At 60.1% G+C, this 18,898-nt stretch carries 16 protein-coding genes; 4 read left to right on the top strand and 12 right to left on the bottom strand.

Annotated elements, in window-relative coordinates:
* Positions 1-45 precede the first annotated feature (45 nt).
* From LIY45_RS28880 to LIY45_RS28870, 3 genes are read right to left on the bottom strand one after another with little or no spacing between them, the layout of a single operon-like run.
* Positions 46-597 (bottom strand): GNAT family N-acetyltransferase, encoded by a 552-nt coding sequence (locus tag LIY45_RS28880; RefSeq protein WP_226478424.1) that lies wholly within the window; start codon positions 595-597, stop codon positions 46-48.
* 4 nt (positions 598-601) lie between these two features.
* Positions 602-1,063, bottom strand: a complete 462-nt coding sequence (locus LIY45_RS28875; RefSeq protein WP_226478423.1) for an LEA type 2 family protein — start codon at positions 1,061-1,063, stop codon at positions 602-604.
* Positions 1,064-1,075: 12 nt separating this feature from the next.
* Entirely contained in the window at positions 1,076-2,503 is a 1,428-nt protein-coding gene (locus LIY45_RS28870; RefSeq protein ID WP_017477424.1) for a nucleobase:cation symporter-2 family protein, read from the bottom strand.
* Positions 2,504-2,737: 234 nt separating this feature from the next.
* Here LIY45_RS28870 and LIY45_RS28865 point away from each other — a divergent pair, with 234 nt between their 5' ends.
* Positions 2,738-4,363, top strand: coding sequence for a methyl-accepting chemotaxis protein (locus LIY45_RS28865; protein ID WP_226478422.1), 1,626 nt, complete (start codon positions 2,738-2,740; stop codon positions 4,361-4,363).
* A 111-nt stretch (positions 4,364-4,474) separates the two neighbouring features.
* Here LIY45_RS28865 and LIY45_RS28860 read toward each other — a convergent pair whose 3' ends face one another.
* From LIY45_RS28860 to LIY45_RS28840, 5 genes are all read right to left on the bottom strand, one after another.
* A complete protein-coding gene (locus LIY45_RS28860) occupies positions 4,475-5,452 on the bottom strand; it encodes an NAD(P)-dependent oxidoreductase (RefSeq protein WP_226478421.1) in 978 nt (325 codons plus the stop codon).
* Positions 5,452-6,747 carry an MFS transporter gene (locus LIY45_RS28855; protein WP_226478420.1) on the bottom strand — a complete coding sequence of 432 codons (1,296 nt, stop codon included), beginning with the start codon at positions 6,745-6,747 and terminating at the stop codon, positions 5,452-5,454. Before LIY45_RS28855 ends, LIY45_RS28860 begins: the two co-directional genes overlap by 1 nt.
* A 54-nt stretch (positions 6,748-6,801) precedes the next feature.
* On the bottom strand, positions 6,802-7,746 hold the full coding sequence (locus LIY45_RS28850) for a sugar kinase (RefSeq protein WP_226478419.1): 945 nt from the start codon (positions 7,744-7,746) through the stop codon (positions 6,802-6,804).
* On the bottom strand, positions 7,739-8,521 hold the full coding sequence (locus LIY45_RS28845; RefSeq protein ID WP_226478418.1) for a TIM barrel protein: 783 nt from the start codon (positions 8,519-8,521) through the stop codon (positions 7,739-7,741). The genes LIY45_RS28850 and LIY45_RS28845 overlap by 8 nt, the downstream gene beginning before the upstream one ends.
* Positions 8,522-8,609: 88 nt before the next feature.
* Complete coding sequence (locus LIY45_RS28840) at positions 8,610-9,668, bottom strand: LacI family DNA-binding transcriptional regulator (protein ID WP_346269023.1); 1,059 nt, start codon at positions 9,666-9,668, stop codon at positions 8,610-8,612.
* A gap of 258 nt (positions 9,669-9,926) precedes the next feature.
* Between LIY45_RS28840 and LIY45_RS28835 the strand changes: the two genes are divergently transcribed.
* The 3 genes from LIY45_RS28835 (at position 9,927) to LIY45_RS28825 (ending at position 15,853) form a co-directional block, all read left to right on the top strand.
* Positions 9,927-11,168: a hypothetical protein gene (locus tag LIY45_RS28835; RefSeq protein ID WP_226478417.1), complete on the top strand. Its 1,242-nt coding sequence runs from the start codon at positions 9,927-9,929 to the stop codon at positions 11,166-11,168.
* A gap of 204 nt (positions 11,169-11,372) precedes the next feature.
* Positions 11,373-13,352 (top strand): hypothetical protein, encoded by a 1,980-nt coding sequence (locus LIY45_RS28830; protein ID WP_226478416.1) that lies wholly within the window; start codon positions 11,373-11,375, stop codon positions 13,350-13,352.
* Between the two features lie 236 nt (positions 13,353-13,588).
* Positions 13,589-15,853, top strand: a complete 2,265-nt coding sequence (locus tag LIY45_RS28825) for an autotransporter outer membrane beta-barrel domain-containing protein (protein WP_226478415.1) — start codon at positions 13,589-13,591, stop codon at positions 15,851-15,853.
* 60 nt (positions 15,854-15,913) lie between these two features.
* Here the strand turns inward: LIY45_RS28825 and LIY45_RS28820 are convergent, their stop codons facing one another.
* From LIY45_RS28820 to LIY45_RS28805, 4 genes are all read right to left on the bottom strand, one after another.
* Positions 15,914-16,375, bottom strand: coding sequence for a hypothetical protein (locus LIY45_RS28820; protein WP_226478414.1), 462 nt, complete (start codon positions 16,373-16,375; stop codon positions 15,914-15,916).
* Positions 16,376-16,645: 270 nt separating this feature from the next.
* Positions 16,646-17,248 (bottom strand): LysE family translocator, encoded by a 603-nt coding sequence (locus LIY45_RS28815; RefSeq protein WP_226478413.1) that lies wholly within the window; start codon positions 17,246-17,248, stop codon positions 16,646-16,648.
* A gap of 55 nt (positions 17,249-17,303) precedes the next feature.
* Positions 17,304-18,143, bottom strand: coding sequence for an AraC family transcriptional regulator (locus LIY45_RS28810; RefSeq protein WP_226478412.1), 840 nt, complete (start codon positions 18,141-18,143; stop codon positions 17,304-17,306).
* Positions 18,144-18,224: 81 nt separating this feature from the next.
* Positions 18,225-18,866 carry a DUF1345 domain-containing protein gene (locus LIY45_RS28805; protein WP_003214055.1) on the bottom strand — a complete coding sequence of 214 codons (642 nt, stop codon included), beginning with the start codon at positions 18,864-18,866 and terminating at the stop codon, positions 18,225-18,227.
* Positions 18,867-18,898: the final 32 nt, after the last annotated feature.

Below are 18,898 nucleotides of genomic sequence, written 5' to 3'. Positions count from 1 at the left end.
AATAGCGGCCGTTACCTAAATAACGGATATACACCCAAACCCACCTCAGCCCCGCCGACTCCCCAGCCATTCCTCCCGGGTAATCTCCCAGATATCCTTGGGCAAACGCCCAGCGACAAACTGCCCCTCATCCGTCCTGACCAACCGCATCCCCGTCCGCTCGGAAATCCTGCGAGACGCCACGTTCGGCGCCGCCTTGGGCACGCGCATCACGGGCCGCTCCAGCACCTTAAACCAATACTCAGTCACCGCCGCACTGGCCTCGGCCATCAACCCCTGACCCTGCCACTGCGGCGCCAGCCAAAAGCCCCGGTTGTTATCCACCTCGTCCATCAGGCTGACATTACCAATCAACACCTCCGGCGCGCTCTTCAGGCGGATCGACCAATGCCATTCCTCCCCCCGAGCCATCGCCGGCAATGCAACCTGCTCCAGATAGCTGCGCGCACCGTCCGCCGGGTACGGCCAAGGCACCTGGGCATTCAGATATCGCACCACTTCCCAGTGCGCAAACTGCTGCTGGACACCCTCGGCATCCTCTAGGGTCAGCGGCCTTAGGATCAGGCGTTCGGTGTACAGCGTAGGTTGCGCATCCATGTCGTTACCACGTGGCAGTGTTGGGAAAGTCCAGGGTCCCGCGATCCACAAAACGCAGGGTGCCGAACAGGCCACCCGCGAGTTTCCCGCGCAACACGTAGGGCAGGTTATTCAAACGCTGGGTCTGGCTCAAGCCAAGGGTTTGGCGCAACACGGAAAACGCCGAAACACTCACCGGCACCGTCAGCACCGTCTCCGAAAAACGTGGGATCGAACCCCCTTGGTCACTCACCCCGGACGCCAGCGGCCGGCCATTGACCTCCAGGTCCAGGGCCACGCCGCTGTAGTCGATCGCGGTTTCATTCGGGTTCTGTACCCGCAGCTTCACCGCGAAACGCACTTCCAGGTCCTGGCTTTGCAGCGGCTCGATGCCCACCACGTTGATGTTCACCGGGTCGCGGTTGGGGAACAGCGCGCAGGCGCTCAGGGTGAGGAGCAGCAGGGACAGGACCATGAGTTTGCGCATAAACGGCTTCTCCTATTGCGTGACGTCCGGGTCCTGCATCACCTTGAGGGTGGAGGCTTCCGGATCAAATTCATCTTCTTCCAGTTCTATGAACTCCTCCGGCAGGAAGATGTTCAGCACGATAGCGCAGAACGCACCCACGGTGATCGGCGACTCGAAGATGTTGTGCAGGGCCTTGGGCAGCTCGCGCAGTACTTCCGGGACTGCCGCCACGCCCAGGCCCATCCCCAGGGAGATCGCCACGATCAGCACGTTGCGCCGGTGCAGGCCGGCTTCGGCAAGGATCTTGATCCCGGCCACGGCCACGGTGCCGAACATGATCAGGGTGGCGCCGCCCAGCACCGGCTTGGGCATCAGTTGCAACACCGCGCCGATCATCGGGAACAGGCCCAGCAGCACCAGCAGCCCGGCAATGAAGTAGGCCACGTAACGGCTGGCCACGCCGGTCAACTGGATCACGCCGTTGTTCTGGGCGAAGGTCACCATGGGCAGGCTGTTGAAGGTGGCCGCCATCACCGAGTTGAGGCCGTCGGCCAGCAGGCCGGACTTGATGCGCTTGATGTACAGCGGGCCCTTGACCGGCTGTTGGGAAATCATCGAGTTGGCCGTCAGGTCACCGGCGGCTTCCAGCGGGGAAATCAGGAAGATCACCGCCACCGGGATAAACGCTACCCAGTCGAACGAAAAACCGTACTTGAACGGCACCGGCACGCTGATCAGCGGCAGTTGGGGCAGGGCGGCCAGGTCGACGCGGCCCATCCACCAGGCCACTACAAAACCCAGGGTCAGGCCGATCACGATCGAACCCAGGCGCAGGAACGGGTTATTGAAGCGGTTGAGTACCACGATGGTCAGCAACACCAGGGCCGCCAGGCCCATGTTGCCGGCGGCGCCCAGGTCGCTGGCGCCATAGCCGCCGGCCATGTCGGTGACCGCCACCTTGATCAGCGACAAACCCATCAAGGTGATGATGGTGCCGGTGACCACCGGGGTGATCAGCTTGCGCAGCTTGCCGATGAACTGGCTGAGCACCACTTCGATAAACGCCGCGAAGAAGCAGATGCCGAAGATCGTCGACAGGATCTCATCGGTGCCGCCGCCCCGGGCCTTGACCATGAAGCCGGCACTGAGGATCACGCTGATAAACGAAAAGCTGGTGCCTTGCAGGCACAGCAGGCCGGAACCCACCGGGCCGAACTTGCGGGCCTGCACAAAGGTGCCGAGCCCCGACACAAACAACGCCATGCTCACCAGGTACGGCACTTCGCTTTCCAGGCCCAGCACGCCGCCGACGATCAGCGTCGGAGTGATGATCCCGACAAAGCTCGCCAGCACGTGCTGCAGGGCGGCGAATATCGCCGCGCTGAAGTGGGGGCGGTCGTCGAGGCCGTAGATCAGGTCGGATTTATAACGGGGGCGAGGGGTTTGAGTGTCAGACAAAATACGGGCCCGGGTAGGAAAAAGGAGGCGCAGGATGCCAGAAAGAGCGGGTACTCAGAAGTGTGTAAAAATATTTCGAAACATCCTGCAATAAACCCTCAAGCCGGCCGATAGCCTTGTAGGCGTCACATACCTATTAAAACAGTGGTGCCGAAAGGTCAGGGCAGCGCGTTGACGCTGACTGGCCGTGTCGCGGCAGGGACGCGCGCAGCCACTATTTCTGAGAGCGCATCTATGTCCCTCCGTAACCTGAATATTGCCCCCCGAGCTTTCCTCGGTTTTGCGTTCATTGCGTTGCTTGTGGTTATCCTGGGGGTGTTTGCGGTCAACCGCATGACGCTGATCCGCCAGGCTTCGGTCGACATGGGAACCAACCAGTTACCCAGTGTGAAGTACCTCGGCAACATCACCGAAAACGTGTTGCGCCTGCGCATCCTGTCCTTCCGGATTCTGATCAATCGCGACCCGGCCGCCGTGCAGGACGCCAAGGAGCGCTCGGCCATTCTGGTGGACAAGGTCAAGGTGGCCCAGGCCGCTTATTCGGCCTTGCCTGCCGAGGGCGAAGAGGCCAGCGTTTACAAAGCCTTTTCCGCGACCCTCGACAGCTACCTCACGGCCCAGGCCGAGATGATGTCGCTGTCGCAACAAAACAAGGTCGAGGAGATGCACACCCTGATCAACACCCGGATCAAGGATGGCACTGACCTGATGGGTGAGCAGCTGAATAAACTCATCGCCATCAACAGTGCGGGTGCCGACCAGGCCAACATCGCCGCTGACGGCAGTTACTCCCAAGCGGTGACCGGGATCATCATCGTCGCCGTGGTGGCGGCCCTGTTGACTGTGCTGCTGGCCTGGCTGTTGACCCGCAGCATCGTTGTACCGCTGCAAAAAGCTGTTATTGCTGCCGAAACCATCGCCGGTGGCAACCTGAGCAAACCCATCGAAGTCGACGGCAAGGATGAGCCGGCGCGCCTGCTCGGCGCATTGGCCGCCATGCAGAACAACCTGCGCCAGACCATCCAGCACATCGCCGGCTCGGCCACGCAGTTGGCCTCTGCCGCTGAAGAACTCAGCGCCGTCACCGAAGAAGCCTCCAAAGGCCTGCAGCAGCAGAACAACGAAATCGACCAGGCCGCTACCGCGGTCAACGAAATGACCGCCGCGGTGGAAGAAGTGGCGCGCAACGCGGTGTCCACCTCCGAGGCTTCCAGTCAATCCAACCAGGCTGCGCGGGAAGGGCGCGACCGGGTAGTGGAAACCGTGGGTGCGATCCAGACGATGACCCAGGACGTGCAAAACACCTCGGTGCTGATCGAGGGCCTGGCTACTCAAGGCCGTGACATTGGCAAGGTACTGGACGTGATTCGCGCGATTGCCGAGCAGACCAACCTGCTGGCCCTCAACGCAGCGATTGAAGCGGCACGTGCCGGTGAAGCCGGGCGTGGTTTCGCGGTGGTGGCGGATGAAGTGCGGGCCCTGGCTCATCGCACCGCACAGTCGACCCAGGAAATCGAAAAAATGGTCGCTGGCATTCAGAGCGGTACGGGTGAAGCCGTGCAGTCCATGCAGCAGAGCAACCAGCGCACCCAAAGCACCCTGGAAATGGCACGGGCTGCCGGCGTGGCGTTGGAGCAGATTACCCAGTCCATCAGCCTGATCAACGAGCGCAACCTGGTGATCGCCAGTGCGTCCGAAGAACAGGCCCAGGTGTCTCGCGAAGTGGACCGCAACCTGATGAACATCCGCGACCTGGCGACCCAGTCGGCGGCGGGTGCCAACCAGACCTCAGCGGCCAGTCATGAGCTGTCGCGCCTGGCAGTGGATTTGAACGGGATGGTGGCGCGCTTCGTCATCTGACCTGAAATACGATCAAAAAATGTGGGAGCTGGCTTGCCTGCGATGCCGACGCCTCGGTACATCCGGTACACCGGGGTGATGCTATCGCAGGCAAGCCAGCTCCCACAGGAATCAGTGTTTCCAGGCGGCCGGATTCACCAGGTTCTTCGGCTTCTCACCCGCCAGCGCCGCCAGCAGATTGTCCACCGCGCACTTGGCCATCGCCTCCCGCGTCTCATGGGTAGCCGAACCGATGTGCGGCGTCGCCACCACATTGCTCAAGCGCAACAACGGCGAATCATGCTGCAGCGGCTCCCGCACAAACACATCCAGTCCCGCCGCGCGAATGGTGCGCTGTTGCAACGCCTCGATCAGCGCCGGCTCGTCCACCACCTTGCCCCGGGAGATGTTGATAAAGATCGTCTCGGGGCCCATCAGCGCGAATTCTTCAGCGCCAATCAAGCCTTCGGTTTCAGCCGTCAGCGGCAAGGTCAGGCACACAAAATCGGCTTCCCGGAGCAGGTCCGGCAGGCTGCGGTATTGCGCGTCAAAACGCTGCTCCACCGCCGGTTTTGGCGAGTGACTGTGGTAGATCACCGGCATGCCAAACCCGAAGTGCCCACGCTGGGCCAAGGCTTCACCAATACGCCCCATGCCGATAATGCCCAGGGTCTTGCCGTGTACATCGCTGCCGAAATGCAGCGGGCCGATGTTCTGGTTCCAGTTGCCGGCGCGCACCATATTGGCCAGTTCCACCACGCGCCGGGCAGTGGCGAGGATCAGCGCGAAACCGGTGTCGGCAGTGGTTTCAGTCAGCACGTCGGGAGTATTGCTGAGGAGGATGCCGCGCCCGGTCAGGTAGTCGATGTCGTAGTTGTCGACGCCGACGGACACGCTGGCCACGGCCTCAAGCTTCGGTGCCAGGTCCAGCAGTTTCGCATCCAGGCGCAGGCTGGCGCCGAGCAACCCTTGGGCCTTGGGCAAGGCCTCGCACAGCTTGGCCAGGCCGCTTTCATCCAGCGCCTCGATCAGCGTGACCTCGGCCTGTTCATGCAGGCGGGCCATCAGCGGCGCAGAGAGTTTCTTGTAGAGCACGACAGACTTTTTCATCAGGTCTTTACCTTCAATTCAAGGGAATGCAGCGGGGCGCGCTCGCGGTCACTGGCGCCGGGCTTGAGGAAGATCGTCAGCACCACCGACACCAGCAACGCACCGCTCATCAGCAGGTACGAAGCGCCGGGGGAACCGGTGCTGCTGTTGAGGTAGCCCACCAGGTACGAACCGCCAAACGAACCGAGGGCGCCCATGCTGTTGATCAGGGCCATGGCGCCGCCGGCGACGTTGGCCGGAAGGATCTCGGGGACGATCGCGAAAAACGGCCCGTACGGCGCATACATGCACGCCCCGGCGATCACCAGCAGGGTGTACGACCACCAGAAGTGTTCGGCGCCCAGCACGTAGGACGCATAAAACGCGATGGAGGCGATCAACAGCGGCGGCCACACAAAGCGTTTGCGCTTTTGCAGTTTGTCCGAGCCCCAGGACACCACCAGCATGCCGATCACCGCCGCCAGATACGGCAGCGCCGACAGCCAGCCGGCCTCGACCATGTCCATTTTCAAGCCGGCCTTGAGGATCGACGGCAGCCACAGCACGAAGCCATACACGCCAATGCTCCAGCAGAAAAACTGCAGCGCGAGGATGATCACCTTGGGCGAACGGAAGGCTTCGGCGTAGTTCTTCACCGCCTTGATGCCCACCTGTTCTTCGGCGAGGGCGGTTTCCAGGTCCTTTTTATGCTGCGCGCTCAGCCATTTGGCGTCGGCCGGTTTTTCATCCGCCAGCTTCCACCAGATAAACGCCCACAGCATTGCCGGCAAACCTTCGATGATAAACATCCAGCGCCAGCTGAAATGCTGCACCAGATAACCCGATACCACCGACATCCACATCATGGTCACCGGGTTGCCGAGGATCAGGAAGGTGTTGGCCCGGGAGCGTTCCGCGCGGGTGAACCAGTGACACAGGTACACCAGCATCGCCGGCATCACGGCGGCTTCCACCACCCCGAGCATGAAGCGGATCACGATCAGCATGTAGGCGTTGGACACCATGCCGGTCAGGGTGGCCAGGCCGCCCCACAGGATCAGGCTGACGAAAATCAGCTTCTTGACGCTGCGCTTCTGCGCGTAGATCGCCCCCGGCACCTGGAAGAAAAAGTAGCCGAGGAAGAACAGCGCGCCGAGCAATGACGACATGCCCGGGGTGATCATCAGGTCTTCGGCCATCCCGGAGGCGGCGGCGAAGCCGTAGTTGGCGCGATCCAGGTACGCCAGGCTGTAAGTGATAAACACGATGGGCATGATGTACCACCAACGGCGGGTGGCGAGTTTCAACGGTTCCATGAGGTTGCTCCTGAGCTTGTTGTAGTTGTGGCAACAGGTAACGGGTAACTCTGATTAGCCGGCTTTTTGCGTGTGGGGCAGATCGGTCCTGAACGGCAAGCCTTCCATGTCGCCACGGCTCTGCACCGCGCGGCTGCCGATCCAGTTACCGCGCTGCACGGCTTCGGCAAAGCTGAGGTTTTCCAACAACGCACTGATCATGCCCACGGCAAAACCATCGCCGGCGCCGACCGTGTCGACCACCTTGGCCACGGGCACGGCGGCGACGAAACCCTGGTCCAACTGGGTGCGGTAATACGCGCCGTGGGGGCCGAGCTTGATGGCCACGGCTTCCACGCCCTGGTCCAGGTAAAACGCGGCGATGTCGGCCGGGTCTTCAAAACCGGTGAGCAAACGGCCTTCGCTCAACCCCGGCAACACCCAGTCCGCCAGGCAGGCGAGGGCGTTGATTTCGCTGATCATGCGTTGCTCGTTCGCCCACAGGGACGGCCGCAGGTTCGGGTCGAAGGACACGCTGCGGCCGGCCTCGCGCATTTGCGTCATCAACTGGCGCGACAGCTCGCGGGTGGCGTCCGACAGTGCTGGCGGGATGCCGGTGGCGTGCAGGTGACGGGCCTGCAACAGCTCCGGCTTGATCGCCTCGACCGACAAATGACTGGCGGCCGAACCACGGCGGAAGTACTCCACCTGCGGATCGTCGCCGGCTTCTTCGCGGGACTTGAGTTGAAAGCCCGTGGGGTACAGCGGGTCCACCGCCACATGTGCGCAGTCCAAGCCTTCGTTCTGCAAGGTGTCCACCACAAAGCGCCCGAGGGAATCGGCGCCCACCCGGCTCAGCCACGCCACGTTGAACCCCAGGCGCGACAGGCCGATGGCGACGTTGCTGTCGGCGCCGGCAATGCGTTTATGAAACTGCGCGACCTGGGCCAGGTCGCCGGTCTGTTCGGCGACAAACATCGCCATGGTTTCACCAAACGACAGGATATCGATCTCAGACATGGGCATTCTCCACGCGGGGCTGGCCAAGGACGGCGAGGGCGGCGACCTGCTGTGCGGTGACCTGCACCAGATCATCACCTTGCAGCGGAAATTCCACGGCCCGGGTAATACCTTGAGTCATGTGCTTGAGCAGTTGTTCCCACAGATGCAGGTCGGCGGCGCCCGGCGGCAGGGCCACCAGTTTGCCGTCGGCGCGCCGGGCCACGGCTTTACAGTGCAGGTAGTCCACATGCCGGCCCAGCAGGCGCGCGGCGGTGGTCGCGGATTGGTCCTGCCATTGCCAGTTGCCGATATCGAAGGTCATTTTTACCGGCACGGCCAGGCGCTCGACTTCGTTGAAAAAGCGCTGCATCGGCTCGATGCGCCCGCCGTGCAGGGTCTGGTCGTTCTCCACCAGCAGCGTGACCGGATGCCGGTTGAGCAGGGCGCTCAAGCTGTCCAGGTCATTGGTGTCGGTGAAATAGCCCAGGGAGACTTTCAGCCAGCGGGCGCCGAATGCCTGGGCGCGGTCGAGGGTGGCGGCCAGTTCGGCGTTGGGTTGCGAGCGGCCGGCCACCCAGAGTTCCAGGGGCGAGGAGAACACGCATTCCAGGCCTTGATCGGCCGCGGCTTGCGCCAGTTCCAGCGGTTGTTCGGTGGTCAGCAGTTCTTCGCGCCATTCGATACGTTGCGCGCCAGCGGCGGCCAGCACCGAGACGAAACTCAGCTGACCCTGCTGGCGGACCAGGTCGGCGCCGTAGCTGGAAAGGCTGATGGAGACGGGGTATTTAGGCATTGTTGTGGACCTCTGAAACCGGTTTCATTTTTATTCGCAAAATAAACGTGTGGGAGCGGGATTGCCTGCGATGGCGGCGGTCAGCCGACTACTGCTTCGCCGGAGAAACCGTTATCGCAGGCAAGCCAGCTCCCACAAGGGATTGGGTCGAGCCCCGGATGATCAGTTGTGGCAAGAAATCCAGGGTGCGCGTCGGCTCGGTATCGCCGCGCAAACGCTTGAGCAAGCAGTCGAAGGCCTTGGCGCCAATGGCCTCGGTGGGCTGGGCGAGGGCGGTGATGCCGTTGCCCACCAGCGGGTACCAGTCGAGGTCATCCAGGGCGATCAGGCCTACGTCATCAAACAGGGCGCAGCCTAGATTTTTCAATGCACGGGTACAGGCCAGTGCCGCGATTCCGTTGGCGCAGAACAACGCCTTGGGGCCGGATTTGGCCAGAAACTTTCGCAGACGCTGTTCCAGCTCGCCGTCCAACTCCAGTACGGCGCCGGTCAACGTCGGACGGTTGGCAATTTCCGCCTTGAAACTGTCCAGGCGCTCAAGCCGCGAGCTGGTGCCGTCGGTGGCTTCAGTCACCAACAGCAGGTCGCGATAGCCTTGCTGTTCCAGGTGCTCCACGGCCATGCGCACCGCCACCGGGTTATCCAGCCCCACTAGGTCGCTGTGCAGCGGCTCGACCTTGCGGTCCACCAGGACCAGGGGCATTTCCCGTTGCAGTTCCAGCAATTGGTCCAGGTGATGGCCGAGGGTATTCACGATCAGCCCTTCGATATTGTAGGCACGCAGGGCCGCCAGGTGCTGGCGCTCCTGCTCGTCATCGCGGTCGGTGTTGCACACCACCAGGCTGTAGCCGTGCTGGCGGCAGGCGGTTTCCACGCCATGCATCACGGCAATCGAATAGGGGTTGCGGATATCGGCGACGAGCATGCCGATAAGGCGGGTACGTCCACGTTTCAGGCCGCGGGCCATTTGGTTCGGGCGGTAGCCGAGTTCGTCGATGGCCTGCTCGATGCGCAGGGCGATGGCATCGGAGAGCAGGGCACGGTCGTCGCCGATAAAGCGCGACACGCTGGCTTTGGAAACGCCGGCACGCTCGGCGACGTCAAGCATGGTTACGCGGCTGCGCTGGGCGGCGGAAAATGAGGTCACGCTAGAGCCTTTCTTATTAGGGTGGGTGTTGCACTGAAACCGGTTTCAGAAAACACCAGCGGGCCCGCTTCGTCAAGAAAATCTTCGCTGCTCCAACCCGGGCCCTTGCTGGTGAAATCCGACGAGTGGCAGCGAGACCTGTTAGATCTGACAGTATCCGCAGGCGTGGGGGAGGTGTTCAATTGGCCCAACAGCGCGGGTTCGCAGGAACTGATGAAAGCCCGCACGTGGAGAGGGTGTGAGTAACGGGAGGTTTCGATGAGCATCCGTAAGGTGGGGAAATCCAGTGTGAATGGACCAGTGGGTCCAGGTGGCATTTTGGTGATGGACGCGCCCGAGGTCGTCGAAGCATTGCCGGACGGGTTGGTGCCCGCACGTTTTTATTTCGCCGATCTTGAGGTGGTTGTTCCAAGCCCGTGGGGGATTTTACCGTCCCCCGGCAGAGACCAGTATCTTGTATTCGAGTGGAATGTACGGGGGGCTCGTCCCACCGATGCTCCAGCCATCCTGCTGCCAAATCCAATGACCCCGGCAGACTTTCCGTTCCCGGTGCAAATACCGCAGGCATTCATGCTGAACAGCGCCGTTGTCGATCTCAAGTACCGCGTGCACAACCGCACGCCGATGAGTCCAAGCTTCGACGAGTCCGAAGTGCTGACTATCAGAATCGACCGTGACACCCCTGGCGGAGGCGCCTTGCTGCCACCGGCCATTTTTCCCGTCGACCCGATTACCGAAGCTTACCTGATTGCCAATCCTCAGGTGCCGATGGAAATCCCGGGGGGCTACCTGGGGCGCGAGGTGGGGGACACGGTGCTGCTGTACTTTTCTGATATGGATTTGCTGCCTACGGGCGCACCTACCCGTGTTTCGTTGCCGTTGACCAGCGCAACTGGCCGGATATTTGTCGACGTGCCCAGTGATGTCTTCCGCAATTACCCAGGGGCTTTGTTTCTTTTTTGTTTCTACCGGTTGGAAGATCGTGCCGGTAATGTCAACCCGCTGTTCTCGCAGGTGGCTCGGGTAGGGCTGCAAACCAGTCTTCCACCCGTCACTTATCCTCGGCCTAGCTACCCTCAGGCGGCAACAAATGCCAGGGGAGTCATGACCTGCGACAACCAACCTCCTATCTGGTCGGGCGTAGAGGTGTTCGTTGCCGCTCATGCGGATATTCACGACGGGGATCTGGTGACGATGCGGTTCCAGGGTTACGACCAAAGCCCTGACGTCAACCCAGACCCCGCCATCGTTGAGACCCTCGAGCATTATTGGGATGGCGTCGTTGATGCATCGGGTTACAGCTTCTGGATTCTTGATGTCGAGCGTTTGATCCGCCCGTTAAAAGTGAATGCGGGAGGCGGGGCGAGCTACATGGTGAGCAGGGGCGGTATCCCGGTTGGGCTCTCGTCCACCAGGTTTGTGCAGTTTGATCGCGTAGTAAACAGCTCGCAGCCAGAGTTTACTTATTGCTGGATTGACGGTAACGGCCCTGAGCCGTAAGCCCCGTTGCTTCAAGCTTTGAAACGCCGTCACATGCCGAGCGTTCCAGGAATGTCTGAAGGTTTTTTTGAAGAGCATTTATAGGCCGAACATCCTTCGGCTGGAGAGGCTGTGCCCAGGTTTCAGTCCCCGAGGATGAATCGGGCCGGGGACTTTTTTGAGTATCAATGCGGCGCCTACCTTAAATAGCAAGGAGAAACCGAAATGAGCAGCAACCCTAAAGTCAGTGATACACCAGGGACTTTGGCTTTCCCTGCACCTCAGATTCAAGAAGCGTTGGATGATGCAACGGGCCTTATTCCCGCCAGGCTTGCCAGCGTGGGAATAACGCTGGATCTCAGCGCCGGCGGGATTCCACGGCCTACTGACTGGATGTCAGTCGAAATTCGCCCTGTCAGGCTTCCGACCGTACCCTGGTCCACCCTGGTCCCCGTCTTCCAGCTCATGGTGACACCGGTCACCCGGTTCGTTCCAGCCCCGCCCCCTGAGTTTGAACATGGCCTTTATGAACTCAAAAACACCCACTACCGTAATGCTGGCGGCGTACCCGGCCCGGCCTTAGACGAATCGGATCCCGCGCCATTCAGGGTCGACACCATTGCACCCTATGCGGTAGCGACGTCCCGTGAAAACCCGACTGCTCCTGTCTTCCAAAATGCGCCGCCGGGCACGAACATTGACAATGCATTTCTGATTACTGAAGGTGGGCTGGAGATTACCATCCCTCCAAACACCTATGGTCCGCAGACGGGGCGCTATGAGGTCGGAGACACTATCAACCTCTATTTCAGTCCGAACATGTTTCCAAATGACGCGTATCTGGTGACTGGCACAGGCTTACCGATGACGCCGGCGGGTGCCACCTTTTTCCTGCCGACAGATGAGATCCTCCGACTCTCCCCGGGCGGTGGCCGGATGTATCTCTTCTACACCATCACTGATCGGGCCGGTAATACCAGCGCCCTTGCGTTCAATGACTTCCGTGACATTCAATTGTTGGCAAACCCGGTCCCCTTGGAGCCGTTTCTGCCGCTGGCTCCGGACGATACAGACGATTTACTCGATATCGCGGATTACCGGCAAGGGATCGTACTTCATATCAGAGACTACCTTAACAATGCACCAGGGCTTGACCAGTTCGAAGTGCAGTGGGAAGCGCAGCCCTATGGTCCGCAGTCACCGCCGTTGTCCACGTTCCCAGTGATCTTCGACAATATGAATGACGCAATCAAGGCGGCCTATACGGCGACGCTCGGTCCGCAGTCGGTGACTGTGGGTTACCGGATTGATCGCAGGGGTATCTTTCACCCTTCTCCGTCTAAAACGGTGCGGCTTGACTTGTCGGTGGAAGGTCCCGAACTGCCGGGCACCTTAGAGCCCGGCTCCGTGAATCCGGCACTGAACCTGGCACAAGTGTTTGGTACGGGTCCCACACCTGTGCTGAACGAACTGCACGCTCAAGACGCTGAGCTGCCCGTCAGGATCGACATTCCACTCTGGACCATTGCTGCATTGCCCCATGCCAACAATCAGTTCTACCTGTTGTGGGGGCTTTCCCAGGAGCGTGTCGGGCCCTTTAACTTAAGCACTACGGTGCCCGGTGACACTGCTACGTTCCAAATTCCCTGGGAGGTGGTTGCCCGTCATGGCAATGGCCCGCAGCCGGTCAGCTATGTCGTGACTGGCCCTGGTACCACCAATGAAAACCCCTCAGGCATCACGACCGTCAACGTTATCGGCGCTGTCACGGTGGTACTGGCGCCCGCAGAGTTTTTGCGCCTTGATATTAACGGAGAGTGGTCTTGCCAGTCGTTGCTCATCCGGACTCCCGGTGCGATACCTGTGCTCTATGGCGAGATTTTCATCCCTGGTGACCCAAGGCTGGTCGTGGGGAATACCGTGACCGTCACGCTCACGATCTTCAACGACTTCCCCGCGCTCCCACCGGGTCCCTTTACAGAGACGATTACCAGTGCGCCGTTGACGCGGGATATGGTGGACAATGGCTTTAATGTTCAGGTGGATTACCGTCCATTTCTGGCCCAGACGTTCTACGGATCTGCCGAGGTCACCTACACCTCGGAGTTGGACACCGGGGCGATAGGGCGCGGCGAACTGGCAACGGAGCCGACCGGGTTTTCAAACCCCAACTCCTACTGCGACGGGGTAGAGTATAGGCCTTGAAATTAATCAGGTGATGGCACCACAAAAGGGAAGCATGGCTTCCCTTTTGTGCGTCTGACTGCTGCGAAACCTTTTTCCTACTCTCCTTATTGCCTGTCATTTTTTATATTCGGATTAATCCTACATCAACGGGTATCTCTACTGCGTAATCTCTGCGCCGCACAGGGTGAGGCTCCATTCCGAGAGAACGAGCCAAACCGTTTTCAAAGGCTCTATTACAGAGAGTGACCCCTCCAATGTCGGTATTAGCAAACTTCGAGCTCAAGCCCTTGAGCAAGATGATGAAAGTTCCAACCATTACTTTTCTTGTATTCGCCGCCGTTCAAACGACGGCTCAAGCCGGTCAACTGACTGGCGAATCAAAAACCATCGACGCCAGTGAGTTGAACAATGACTGGCAACTGGACCAGAAGTCCGACCTGACACTTAACGGTGCGCAGGCACGACATATCCTTGTCAACGACTCGGCGCTGATCGTCAACGCCGGCAGCCGGGTTGATGATATTCGCGCCACCCAGGGCTCCACGGTCAGCCTCGACGGCGCCACGGTTACGTCGAATCACGCGACGTTTGGCGCAGTACGCCTGGACGACAGCTCTGCAATCATCAGTAACAGCAGCATCACCAGCAACACCACGATCGGCCTGCAAGCCTTCGAGTTTCTGGGGTCGTCCCAAGGCGGAATTGCGCATGTATTCAACAGCGCTATCCGCGGCGTCCTCGGTGGGGCAATGGCCTATGGCAACAGTGAACTGAACTTCAACCAGAACACCCTGGTGGAAGGCACTGGCGCCGACAGCTATGGCGTATTGCTCAATGGTGCGACCGCCAATGCCAGCCAAAGCAGGATTATCGGTGGCAAGAACGGCGTGGTTTTTACCGACGATTACGACAGCGGTGCCGTGGGCAAACTGGTCCTGGATAACTCCCGTGTCGAAGGTCGCAGCGGTTCCGCCATCGTCGTTAAAGGCGAGTTCGGTTCAGCTCCGGAAGCTGAAATCGACGTGCGCAATGGTTCCACCTTGATCGGCGGCAACGGTACGTTGCTGGAAGTCACCGGTGGTGGTGTGGCCAGCATGAATGTCGATAATAGCCGTTTGATTGGCAATGTCATTGTCGAGGACGGCAGTACTGCGCGTCTGAGCCTGCAGAACAATGCCGGCTTGACCGGTCAGTTGCACAACGTCGCCAGCCTGAGCGTAGGCGATCATTCTTTTTGGGAGTTGACCGGTGATAGTCAGGTAGGGGCCTTGAGCCTGGCCGGCGGCACTGTAAAGTTTGGCGCCCCCGACGAATTTTTTCAGTTGGATCTGGAGAGCCTTGACGGCAACGGTACGTTTGTCATGGGTACCGATTTCGCCCAGGGCAAGACTGACTTCCTGAACATCACAGGTGACGCCACCGGCAACCACAGCCTGTTGCTGGCAGCCAGCGGCGCCGAGCCGGTGAAGCCGGAAGAGATCCGCGTCGTGCATACCGGAGGCGGTGACGCCGAGTTTTCCCTGGTGGGGGACAAGGTGGATGTGGGAGCCTACTCGTACGGCCTGAAAAAAGACGGGACCGACTGGTTCCTTGACCCAAACAATCGCTCCATCAGCCCGGGTACCCGTTCGGTGCTGGCGTTGTTCAACACCGCACCGACCGTGTGGTACGGCGAAGCAACCTCGTTGCGTACCCGTATGGGCGAACTGCGCTTCGAGCCGGGGCAGGCTGGTTTGTGGGTTCGTGGTTATGGCAACAAGTACAACGTGGCCGACGGCAGCGGTGTGGGCTACACCCAGAACCAGCAGGGTTTCTCCCTGGGTGCCGACATGCCGTTGGCCGACAGCCAGTGGCTGATCGGCGCCATGGTCGGTCACAGCAGCTCCGACCTGAACCTCAAGCGTGGTACCTCGGGTAACGTCAAGAGCTACTACATAGGGGGTTACGCAACCTGGATGGACGAGGAGAGTGGCCTGTACTTTGACGCAGTGGCCAAGCTCAACCGTTTCCAAAACGAGTCCAAGGTCGGGCTGAGCGATGGCACCAGCTCCAAGGGCAAGTACACCAATACCGGTGGCGGCCTGTCGGCAGAGTTCGGGCGTAACATCAAGCTGGGCGACGACTTCTTTATCGAGCCTTATGCCCAGTTGTCCACCGTGGTCATCCAGGGTGCCAATTACAACCTGGACAATGGTCTGCAAGCGAAGGGTGAAAGAACCCGTTCGATCCTGGCCAAGGCCGGTGCCACCGTGGGGCGCAACATCCAGCTCGACAGCGGCAGCGTGGTTCAGCCGTACCTGCGTGCCGCGAGGGTGCATGAGTTTGCCAACAACAATAAAGTCGCGGTGAACAACAACGTGTTCAACAATGACTTGTCCGGTTCGCGTAACGAGTTTGGTGCTGGCGTTGCGGTTAAACTGTCGCAGAACCTGCAGTTGCATGCGGACTTTGAACACAGCAGTGGTCAGAAAATTGACCAGCCCTGGGGGGCCAACGTAGGCGTTCGTTACTCCTGGTAAGTCGTCGCAGATAAAAAAGCCCGTATCGAAAGATACGGGCTTTTTTGCGTTTGCTTGGGGTCAGCTTAAAAGGTCAAAGATGATTGCTAACGAATGTGGGTTGCCATGGGGATCTTTCTCGGTATTTCCAATAACCTGGCCCTTGATTTTAATAATGCCCTCCACCAGACCCTCGATAACCAATTCTCCCTGGATGCAACGCACTGCGTAATGCTCCGTGGGAGACTTTACGGAATACCAGACCCTGACTTTTGTGAACTCGGAGTCTTCCAGCCGTATGATTTTATCCATTTCGATATTATCAGGGACTTGGACATAAAACTCCTTGATCGTAACCGAATTGTCCGCGTGACGGCCGTTGATGACGTATATGCCTTGGGCGAAGTCGTGTACTACCGTCTTGGTCTGGGGGTGCAGAATAATTGAATCGACACTCACCGTGCAGAGGCCTGTGGCGGTACGCGCCCTGGGCTGCCGCCGTTTTTGTTGGGCGGGGGTTAACTGGTGCGCTTGTGCTGACATGATCGCTTCTCCATCGTCGATGATTGTGCGAAAACCAGGGTGAAAGTCATTCTGGTCAGGCTATGAAATAGCAACGTTGTCCGGTCTGTAAACTGTCAAAAGTCACAGTTTACAAAGCCTGTTTTCTGCGAGTGAACGACCCACAGGCTTGTTGATAGGCTTGGGATTATTAGACGCCGTTCCTGCGGCCTGTCTACTGGTATAAATGACAGTCTAATCCGCCCGTTTTTAACTTCCTTTAATGCTAAAGGCACGCCATACCATTGCCGGTCAGATCATCACGCTCAACCAGGTAGAGCCCAGCAGCAACAACGCCATGCATTGATTGAAACGCTGAATTGCCCGGGGTGAGCGAAACAGCCGGCTTGATCCTGCACCGAGCACTGCCCACGCGCCGAGGCAAGGCAGGGAAATCAGGAAGAACGCCAGGGACAGGTACAGCACGTGGCTCTGGCGCTCGTCGCCATCGCCGGCGAACACACTGACCACCGCCACCGCCATCATCCAGGTCTTGGGATTCACCAGCTGCAGGCTGGCGCTGCCCGCCAGGCCCACGGGTTTTTTGTGCGTGGTGTCCGGTGTAATGGCTTGCGCCGGGGCGCTGAAAATCTGCCACGACAAATAGGTCAGCCAGGCCACCCCGGTCCATTGCAGGGCGGTTTGCACCTTCGGCAACTGTGCGAGGGGCTGGCCGAATCCCGATCCCACCACCAGCACAATGCCCGCTGCCCCGGCACACGCGCCCAGTACGATCGGCAAGGCGGCATTGAAACCATGGCGGGCACTGTTGCTCAGCACCAGGATATTGGTCGGGCCGGGGGTGATGGAGGCGACGAAGGCGAACAACAGAAAAGGCAGCAAGGTGGGGAACATGGCAATGCGACTCCGGTAGGCAGATCAATGGAGTCGATCTTCACAAGCCGGGCGGTTACCTGTCTGGAAGATTTGAGCAACGCTTGCGGTAGGCCGCCGGGGTGAGGCCATAGGCCCGCACGAACCAGCGGCCCAGATGGCTTTGATCGGCAAACCCCAGGGCGGTCGCGACCTCGGCGGGCGCTTCGCCCCTGGCCAGGAGGTACCGTGCGCGGGCCAGGCGCAGTTGCACCAGATACGCATGGGGCGGCAAGCCGAAGGCACTCTTGAAGGCGCGGGTCAGGCGGAAGCGGTCGACACCGGTGGCCAGCGCCAACGCGTCCATGCCGATGTCCTGATGCAAGTGGGCGTGCAAGTATTCCCGGGCCTTGTGGGCCACCTGCGGCAAACGTGGGTCTTCGCGATAGCGTTGGCGCCAGTGCAACTGGCCGGTCAGGCGTTCCAGCAAATGGCCGAGGGCGCTCTGGCGCACGATGCGCAGTTCGCCGTCGTGCAGGCTTTGAAACGCCTGGCTGGTGGCGAGCGCCAGGTGCGGATCGCTGGCAAGGGTGGTGGCAAACCCCAGTTGCCTGTTGGCCGGGGCTTCCTCGAACACCGCCGCCACTTCGCGCTCCAGCCAGACAGGGTCGAGGTACAGCATGCGGTAGGTAAACCCGGCCTCGGTGGGGGCGTGGCCGTCATGGATTTCCCCCGGCTCCAGCAGGAACACCTTGCCCGGTGTGCTGTGATGGCGGGTGCTGCGGCAATTGAATTGCTGCACACCTTGCTCCGTGACGCCCACCAGGTAGCTGTCGTGCCAGTGCGGGTCGTAGGCGTGGCCCTCGAAATGCGCGCGCAGGGTCTCGATGCCGGTGTCGGCGTCCTGAGCCAGATCGATCCAGTTGTGAGCGGCCATAAAACACCTATGGAGTGGAACCTTGCAGGAGCGAGCAAGCTCGCTCCTGCAAGGGTTAGCGTCTAGAAGGTTTGTGCAGCCTCATCCAAACAATCCGGCGGCGATGTTGATCGAGAACCCCAGAATCGCCGTGTTGAACAGAAACCCGATCAACGATTGCCCCAGCACCACCTTGCGCATGGTACGCGTGGCAACCCCGACATCCGCCGTTTGCACCGCCACGCCGATGGTGAACGAGAAGTACAGGAAGTCCCAGTAATTGGGCGTGCGTAAATCCTCGGCAAAGCGCAATGCCGGCTCGGGGCCGTCCCAGGTGTAATACAGGCGCGCATAGTGCACGCTGAAAATCACCCCGATCAGCAACCATGAGCCAACCACTGTCAGGCCGGTAAAACCGTAGTGCAACAGGCGCTGGCTATCGCTCAGGTCCTTGGTGCCCACCAGGTTCAGGGTGATGGTGGCCAGGCTGGCAATCGCCGCGATGCACACCATGAACAACACCAGGCCGGCGTTCTCGTCCTCGATCTCGGCGATGCGTTTTACATCGTCGGCGCGGGAGTGGCTGGTGAGCCACAGCATCAGCACCAGGTAGGTCCAGACGCCTGCGTTCCAGCCGATGAGGATTTTGCTGATGATCGTATCGGCGGGAGCCAGGAGCCCCACCGCCAGGCCCAAGACGGCGGCGGAGGACAGGCGAGGGTGGGTGCGTGCGAGGAAGGGCATGGCGCTCACAAATCAGGGATGTGTAAGCACCA

This window comes from Pseudomonas sp. MWU16-30323, from assembly GCF_020515595.1.
GTDB classification, from domain to species: Bacteria; Pseudomonadota; Gammaproteobacteria; order Pseudomonadales; family Pseudomonadaceae; genus Aquipseudomonas; species Aquipseudomonas yamanorum.
Note: the sequence above shows the minus strand (reverse complement) of the source record. Positions and strands in the feature narration are given on the sequence as shown.

What these genes read in the sequence shown, in the direction of transcription:
- LIY45_RS28810 (WP_226478412.1), bottom strand. Translation starts at nt 18,143, where the DNA reads ATGGCCGCTCACAACTGGATCGATCTGGCTCAGGACGCCGACACCGGC.
- LIY45_RS28825 (WP_226478415.1), top strand. Translation starts at nt 13,589, where the DNA reads ATGTCGGTATTAGCAAACTTCGAGCTCAAGCCCTTGAGCAAGATGATG.
- LIY45_RS28850 (WP_226478419.1), bottom strand. Translation starts at nt 7,746, where the DNA reads ATGTCTGAGATCGATATCCTGTCGTTTGGTGAAACCATGGCGATGTTT.
- LIY45_RS28875 (WP_226478423.1), bottom strand. Translation starts at nt 1,063, where the DNA reads ATGCGCAAACTCATGGTCCTGTCCCTGCTGCTCCTCACCCTGAGCGCC.
- LIY45_RS28835 (WP_226478417.1), top strand. Translation starts at nt 9,927, where the DNA reads ATGAGCATCCGTAAGGTGGGGAAATCCAGTGTGAATGGACCAGTGGGT.
- LIY45_RS28815 (WP_226478413.1), bottom strand. Translation starts at nt 17,248, where the DNA reads ATGTTCCCCACCTTGCTGCCTTTTCTGTTGTTCGCCTTCGTCGCCTCC.
- LIY45_RS28845 (WP_226478418.1), bottom strand. Translation starts at nt 8,521, where the DNA reads ATGCCTAAATACCCCGTCTCCATCAGCCTTTCCAGCTACGGCGCCGAC.
- LIY45_RS28830 (WP_226478416.1), top strand. Translation starts at nt 11,373, where the DNA reads ATGAGCAGCAACCCTAAAGTCAGTGATACACCAGGGACTTTGGCTTTC.
- LIY45_RS28860 (WP_226478421.1), bottom strand. Translation starts at nt 5,452, where the DNA reads ATGAAAAAGTCTGTCGTGCTCTACAAGAAACTCTCTGCGCCGCTGATG.
- LIY45_RS28865 (WP_226478422.1), top strand. Translation starts at nt 2,738, where the DNA reads ATGTCCCTCCGTAACCTGAATATTGCCCCCCGAGCTTTCCTCGGTTTT.
- LIY45_RS28855 (WP_226478420.1), bottom strand. Translation starts at nt 6,747, where the DNA reads ATGGAACCGTTGAAACTCGCCACCCGCCGTTGGTGGTACATCATGCCC.
- LIY45_RS28820 (WP_226478414.1), bottom strand. Translation starts at nt 16,375, where the DNA reads ATGTCAGCACAAGCGCACCAGTTAACCCCCGCCCAACAAAAACGGCGG.
- LIY45_RS28805 (WP_003214055.1), bottom strand. Translation starts at nt 18,866, where the DNA reads ATGCCCTTCCTCGCACGCACCCACCCTCGCCTGTCCTCCGCCGCCGTC.
- LIY45_RS28880 (WP_226478424.1), bottom strand. Translation starts at nt 597, where the DNA reads ATGGATGCGCAACCTACGCTGTACACCGAACGCCTGATCCTAAGGCCG.